The sequence below is a fragment of the Gracilimonas mengyeensis genome, from assembly GCF_900182705.1.
In the GTDB taxonomy this organism is placed as follows: domain Bacteria; phylum Bacteroidota; class Rhodothermia; order Balneolales; family Balneolaceae; genus Gracilimonas; species Gracilimonas mengyeensis.
Genome location: NZ_FXTP01000003.1, coordinates 296150 through 302454, shown reverse-complemented (window position 1 = coordinate 302454; position 6305 = coordinate 296150). Strand labels below are relative to the sequence as shown.

Below are 6305 nucleotides of genomic sequence, written 5' to 3'. Positions count from 1 at the left end.
CGGGAAACCGAAAATTTCCAAACAGGGCTCCAAATATATTCGTCGGGCAATGTTTATGCCGGCGGGTGTAGTGGTGCGAATGGGAAAAGGGCCCACGTATGCGTTATATGAGCGGCTGGTGGGCACCCACAATATTAAGATGAAGGGGCATGTAGCGGTCCAGAAAAAACTCCTAACCTATATGTACACCCTGTGGAATAACGGGCAGGCATATGATCCGCAGGTGATCAAAGCCCACCAAGCCACCCATAAAAAAAGTAGCCCTGCCAAAGGCAAGGCTACTGTAGATACATCACATGCAAAGGCATCATGATGTTCTTTGAAGACATAAAATAGAAGTTTCTCTTGATTTTTAACACAGTACCTGACGATTGTAGCAGCTAATAATTTTCCAATGAATTGTACTTTGCCAATCAGCAAATGATTTGGCTCCGCGAGCCTCCATGGTACTATAGCTTTAAAGGGTTTATTATGGTGATGGCTTAAACCAAGGATAAGCACCTAGTAAGGGCGCATTGCAATGCGCCCTTACTGTATAAAGAGCTTCATATTTATGTGTCAAGTATGGCTTTTCCTGTTGGAACAACCACCGCACACTTCTGGTACATCTTTTTCGTTAGCCCCTTAATCCTTCCTTCAAAAATTAGTACATTCTGGAAACGCAGTTCTATGATGAAATCTACACCGCTATTTACCTCACTTTTTGTATTACTTTTGCCGGTTTTGGTCTTTGCCCAAGACGGACAAGGTGGCAACCAAGGCTCCCTGTTACCGGAGATAAATCCGCAGGATATTGAGATCCGCAGCGAGTTCCAGGCCAGTTTTCCCGGTTTGCGCCGCCAGCCCATTCTCGGTTTTAATCCCAAGCCCCGCGTGTACCAGGTTGATCCTAACCGCATGCCCTTCATGGAATCACGGGAAGATGCCGTAGCTGATATCTCTATCACTCAGCTGGGTCGCCCCGAACCACCGACACGCTCACTGCTTTCATATCCCGCACGCACCAACGGATATCTGCGCGCAGGTTTTGGCAGTTACATCACCCCGATGATCGAAGCTTACGGATATCATGCGTTTAATGAAAACAGGGGGCTGACCGGTAACTTGAACGTGCGCTCTTCTGAAGGTCATCTTAGCGATGATCAGGGCGGCTTCCGGTATATGGATTTTAATGCCCGCTATTTTGAGAAAATTAATGAGAAGTGGCGCTTTTCTGTAGATGTAAAAGCACAGGCGGACCAGAATTTTATGTTTTATCCCGAAAATACTGCACCTGGTTTTAATGAGACCCCCGAGAAGGAGTATCTGGGCGCATACGGAAAGATGACCGTGCAAAAAATCAATAATGCATTTTCGGGGATGAAGTATTCACTGGGCGGCTCCATTTTTGATACGGAGCTGACAGCGAAATCAGCTTCAGTTCCACTTAGAGCCCTCTCTGGCGAACTAAACGAGAAAGCCTACTTTGCAGGTTTTAAGATATACTGGCCGGGTAACCGTCAATACGAGACTTTTGATGTTAGCGGTGGAATCAAAGGCGGAACCTACGACTTAAGCTCCGCTCCCAATGAAGACTGGATGTTGCTGAATGCTGATTTTACTTATGAGCGACTTTTCAATTTTACCACGCGGGTGAACGGGAAAGCGGGTGTAGCTTATGTTTCGGATGCTTTTTCAGATAAAGTCTATTTTAGCCCCGAGGTAGAAATCACGCATTACCTGGCTCAAGGATTACAGCTACAGGGCCGGGCATATGCCACTCCCGAGGTGCAGTCGGTTCAGGACTATCACGAGTTCAACCGGTTCTTGAATACGAACACCCAACTACGGCATACCTATACACTGGGTGCTGAAGCCGAAGCCCAATTCCAGTTGATTGAAGGCAACCGGATCTTTGGAGGGGTGCGTTATCAGCATGCACAGAACTTTGCATATTACCAGCGTGATTCGATTTTGAGTGGCATCAGGTTTAATACTTTTTACGATGTAAATTATGGCGATGCCAATATTTTTGAGCTGTATGCTGGCGCCAGTCATCAGTTGGTTCCCAATAAGTTTTGGGCAGACGCTAAAGTATATGCCCGCAGTCCGAAATTATCATCCGGCGGGAACATTCCATATGAAGAGCGTTTAGGCTTGGAAGCCGGGGTTTCCTTTCGCCCGGTAAAAGAACTAACAATTAACAGCTGGGCAGAATATATTGGCAAGCGCAGGGCTCCGGCCGAAAACGGCGATTTAGATGCTTTCTTCTTGTTGAGTGCCGGTGCCGAATATCAAATTAACGACACCTTTGGGGTGTTTGGCAAAATGCTGAATATCCTTGATAATGAATATGCGGTATGGAGCGGATATCCTGAGCGTCCGTTGCAGATTTTTGGAGGACTAACGGTTAAATTCTGATCAGATAAAGACTATGACAAACGAGTTTTTAAAAAATTTGGGTATGGTGATACGTGACCAGATCATCATGAAAAATTCTGTAGAAATAGATGGTTTGGGAACCTTTAAAGCGGTTCATAAAAACCAGAAGCAGGAAAAAAGGGCAGATGGCACCAATATCATGGTTCCGCCTAAAGATGTGATTGAATTTACAGCCGAAAGAAAAGGGTAGGTCATGCATATAGATCACCAAAAACTGGTAGAGTTAGTGACTGAAACCTCGGGTTTGGATAAATCAGAGGTGGAAGAGCAGCTGAAAAAGCTGGTTAATGAAATTAAAGAAGCGATTGCTGAAGGCGATGCCTACGAACTTGAAGGTTTTGGGGTATTTAGTGGAATTGGTGATAACATTATTTTTCTGCCCAATGAAGGCCTGGAAACGGAGATTAACTACAAGTATGTAGGCATGGAGCCTATTGAGATGGATTCTCCCGCCCCATCTGACGAAGAAGTTTCTGAGGATGATACCGATGAAGAAGATCCTTTTGCTGGATTGTTGGATGAACTTGAGGACGATGTAATTGAAGAGCACCCGGAATCAGATCATATTTTTGAGTTTGATAAGGATGAGGCGGATGAAGCTGGGGACTCCGGGGAAGAAGATCAGGAAGCAGCTGACTCAGAAGAAGCTCCTAAGAAGCCCTGGGGCATTGATGCTCATACCGATGAGGAAGACAGGGAGAGTAACCGTCGCCTGTTTTCAGGATTACTTGACGATGATGAGGACGAAGAAGAGCCGGTAGTCAAATCAACCCATGGCGATAAAGAAGAGGAAGCCGAGCCCGAAGAAGACGATGAATTTGAGGCTGTTTTTGGTCAGGGTGCGGATGACTCCGAGGAAATGGATGAGTTTGTGGAGGAAATGAGTGCACAGCTTGCCCCTGAAGAGGGAACCGAGGACGAAGGGCCCGAAAAAGATGTGCCTGATGAACCGGAAGAAGTGCTGCAGGAAGAAGCTGAAGAGGAAGAAGATCCTTTTGAGGAACTGGCTAAATCCGGCGCTGAAGAGACCGAAGAAGTGCCGGAAAAAGCAGAAGATTCTGAAGAGGATGCCGACACTGCTGATGATCAGGAAGAACAAGAAGCTGCGGGGGGCGAGGCAAAGCAGGAAGAACCCTCATCTGAAGAAGAAGTAGTGCCAGTGATAAAGAATCTGGCATCCGAAAGTGCCAAAAAAGCCCGAAAGGAGAAGGCCGAGAAAAAGGAAGAAAAATTAAAACCTGAGGCAAAAAAAACACCTAAGCACGAGAAAGAAGAAACACCGGTTTGGCTTTGGTTGGTGCTGATTGTATTAATAGCCGGTATTGCCGTGGCAGGACTTGGTTATGCCGGTTGGATTCAGATTCCAGGAATTACTCCTGAAGCAACAACGGCTCAAAATCAGCAGGCTGTAGTGCAACAGCCGGAAGAATCTGTAGCTGAAGAGCCGATGACTCAGAATTCTCAACAAGAGGAAAATGAGCAAACAGCTCAGGCGGAGCAGCAGGAACAACCCCTGCCTGAAAATGAAAATAGCGAGCAAGAGGCGAGTCCGGTTGAGGAACAATCAGAAGATTCCCCGGTATCTCTGAACGAAGGTGAAGCGGATGTACCCGCCGGTCAGCCCGAATACGGCTTGATGGGACAAGTTGATCCTGAGGCCAATGATGGCTACACCATAGTGGTCTATTCGCTAAGCAATGAAGACAATGCCCGTCAGCGCCAAAATGAATTAAGCGATGCCGGTTATCGCGTATTGCTGGTAGGCATACCATCTTCGCAATACGGAACGTTATGGCGTGTAAGCCTGGGGCAGTTTGAAACAATGAGGGATGCTGCCATCGCCGCCGAAGAATTATCGGAACCACTCTCTGACAACTATTTTATAACTCAAATACAATAAACTTATCATCTACATGAATTTACTGTTGCTTTTTTTGCAGGATAGCGCTGCAGTTGACTCCCTTATGGCCATGCAGGAAGAAAGCATGACTTTTTTCGATTTACTGGTAGAGGGGGGCATCTTAATGATTCCCATCTTTATCCTGTTTTTTATTGCCATCTATGTAATTGTGGAGCGGTGGAGGGCACTTAACCGTTCACATATCGAGCCTCAAAGTTTTTTGAATACGGTTGAGGGTATGCTGAAGTCAGGTAAAGGCGGGGCCTCTAATGCCATTGCTTATTGTGATGAGACCGACAAACCCATCGCCCGCATTATCAAAGCTGGGATCAAACGTTTGGGGCGCCCCATTCGTGATATCGAGGATGCTATTGACAATGCCGGTAAAAAAGAGATTTTCTTTCTTGAGAAAAGGATGAACTGGCTGGCTACCATTGCCGGTGTGGCTCCTCTGGTAGGATTTACAGGAACCGTGACCGGAATGATCGAAGCTTTCATGGATATTCAGTCGCTACAGGGTAATGTGAATCCTAGTGTATTGGCCGGGGGTATTTGGGAAGCCTTGATTACGACCGCCGCCGGACTGATTGTTGGTTTGATTGCCCTGGGTTTTTATAACTTCCTGCTGGGCAAGATCAACCGTTCTATTTTTGAACTGGAAAATGCTTCAGCCGATTTCCTTGACTTGCTCCAATCGCCCGCTAAAAAAGACAGAGAGGGATAACCATGGCACTGGATTTTCGCAGAGGAGATAAACGGCTTACGCCTCTTTCGCTGTTTTCACAGTCGTCGTTAACCGACATTGTGCTTTTGCTGTTGATCTTCTTTCTGCTAACTTCATCATTTGTAACCAATTTTGGTATCCGGGTGGAAGTTCCCCGGGCCGAAAGTAGTGCGGCAACGGATACTCAGTTTATTTCCGTAGCGGTAACAAAAGAGGGAGAGTTTTATGTGGATGGAGATTTAACCGCCCGTGGTGCGCTTGCAAGCGCGATCCGCCAGGCAAGAAATAATAAGCCCGATGGAACCGTTGTATTGAGGGCCGATAAAGATGCCAAAGTGGATGACGCCGTGCGCGTAATGAATGTCAGCAAAGCCCTGAACCTTAAAATAATCATGGCCACCGAACAGGGTTCGTGAGAGAATAACCAACTATGGGACGCTATAAATTTACAGAAGATGATCGTTTTGCTTTGTGGATCGCCACAGGGATAAACATTGCTCTGCTGTTATTTTCTCTTTTCTACACCATGAGCTTGGATACCAATGTCCGTCCCTCTTATATTGAGGTAGAATTTGGTGAGTTTGCCTCTGGTCAGCTGGCCGAGTATTCTGAAGTGAAAAACGAAGAAGTTGCCCAGCGCCCCAATCCTTCTGAAACAGAGCCGGAAGATCCGGTGGAAGAAGTGGTAGAGCCGGAAGAAAGTCCGCAAACTCCTACCGAAGAAGTAACCAAACCCGTTGACCTGCCCGATCAGCAAGAAGAAATTGTTGAAGAGCCGGTAACTACCCCGGAAACGGAAAAAATAGATCCTGAACAACAGGAAGCCGAGCCTGAGGAAGAAGAGGTAGAGGTGCCGCCGGTAGCCCGCGAAAACGAAGATATCACCGAAGGTGAAGAATCAAGCGGTGACGAGGACGGGGCCCGTGGAGAACTGAATTCAGACCAGGGAATGGGAAATGATCAAGAGAAATCATCCCCCTATGAACTGAAATGGGAAGGCGAAATAGACCGCTCACCCATGGTGCAACCGTTGCCACAAAACTCAGCGAATACCGAAGCCGTTATTACCGTGCGCTTTGAAGTTCGCCCTGATGGTACCGTAGGCCGGATCATTCCCTTAAGAAAAATGAATCCCGAATTAGAACGGGAAGTGATGAGTACGCTGCGAAGCTGGCGTTTCTCCCGGTTGCCGGGAGGCGTACCTCAGCAGACACAATGGGGTACCATTACCTTTCGATTCGTATTCGATTAAATATTATT

The 6305-nt window shown here is 46.9% G+C and carries 6 protein-coding genes and 1 pseudogene; all 7 read left to right on the top strand.

The genetic code is table 11. The features are described from left to right. Window positions 1–313: pseudogene (locus FN815_RS18845) on the top strand (IS110 family transposase); the annotation flags it as partial. Between the two features lie 356 nt (window positions 314–669). After that, complete coding sequence (locus FN815_RS05475; RefSeq protein WP_142453606.1) at window positions 670–2400, top strand: TonB-dependent receptor; 1731 nt, start codon at window positions 670–672, stop codon at window positions 2398–2400. Between the two features lie 13 nt (window positions 2401–2413). Then, on the top strand, window positions 2414–2611 hold the full coding sequence (locus FN815_RS05470) for an HU family DNA-binding protein (RefSeq protein ID WP_142453605.1): 198 nt from the start codon (window positions 2414–2416) through the stop codon (window positions 2609–2611). A gap of 3 nt (window positions 2612–2614) precedes the next feature. Continuing rightward, the gene (locus FN815_RS05465) at window positions 2615–4321 is read left to right on the top strand and encodes an SPOR domain-containing protein (RefSeq protein WP_142453604.1); all 1707 of its coding nucleotides are present in this window, start codon (window positions 2615–2617) and stop codon (window positions 4319–4321) included. A 13-nt stretch (window positions 4322–4334) separates the two neighbouring features. Further along, window positions 4335–5045, top strand: a complete 711-nt coding sequence (locus tag FN815_RS05460; protein WP_142453603.1) for a MotA/TolQ/ExbB proton channel family protein — start codon at window positions 4335–4337, stop codon at window positions 5043–5045. Window positions 5046–5047: 2 nt separating this feature from the next. Then, on the top strand, window positions 5048–5461 hold the full coding sequence (locus FN815_RS05455) for an ExbD/TolR family protein (RefSeq protein ID WP_142453602.1): 414 nt from the start codon (window positions 5048–5050) through the stop codon (window positions 5459–5461). Between the two features lie 14 nt (window positions 5462–5475). Beyond that, window positions 5476–6297 carry a TonB family protein gene (locus tag FN815_RS05450; protein ID WP_142453601.1) on the top strand — a complete coding sequence of 274 codons (822 nt, stop codon included), beginning with the start codon at window positions 5476–5478 and terminating at the stop codon, window positions 6295–6297. The last annotated feature ends 8 nt before the right edge of the window (window positions 6298–6305 follow it).

What these genes read in the sequence shown, in the direction of transcription:
- FN815_RS05475 (WP_142453606.1), top strand. Translation starts at nt 670, where the DNA reads ATGATGAAATCTACACCGCTATTTACCTCACTTTTTGTATTACTTTTG.
- FN815_RS05465 (WP_142453604.1), top strand. Translation starts at nt 2,615, where the DNA reads ATGCATATAGATCACCAAAAACTGGTAGAGTTAGTGACTGAAACCTCG.
- FN815_RS05455 (WP_142453602.1), top strand. Translation starts at nt 5,048, where the DNA reads ATGGCACTGGATTTTCGCAGAGGAGATAAACGGCTTACGCCTCTTTCG.
- FN815_RS05460 (WP_142453603.1), top strand. Translation starts at nt 4,335, where the DNA reads ATGAATTTACTGTTGCTTTTTTTGCAGGATAGCGCTGCAGTTGACTCC.
- FN815_RS05470 (WP_142453605.1), top strand. Translation starts at nt 2,414, where the DNA reads ATGACAAACGAGTTTTTAAAAAATTTGGGTATGGTGATACGTGACCAG.
- FN815_RS05450 (WP_142453601.1), top strand. Translation starts at nt 5,476, where the DNA reads ATGGGACGCTATAAATTTACAGAAGATGATCGTTTTGCTTTGTGGATC.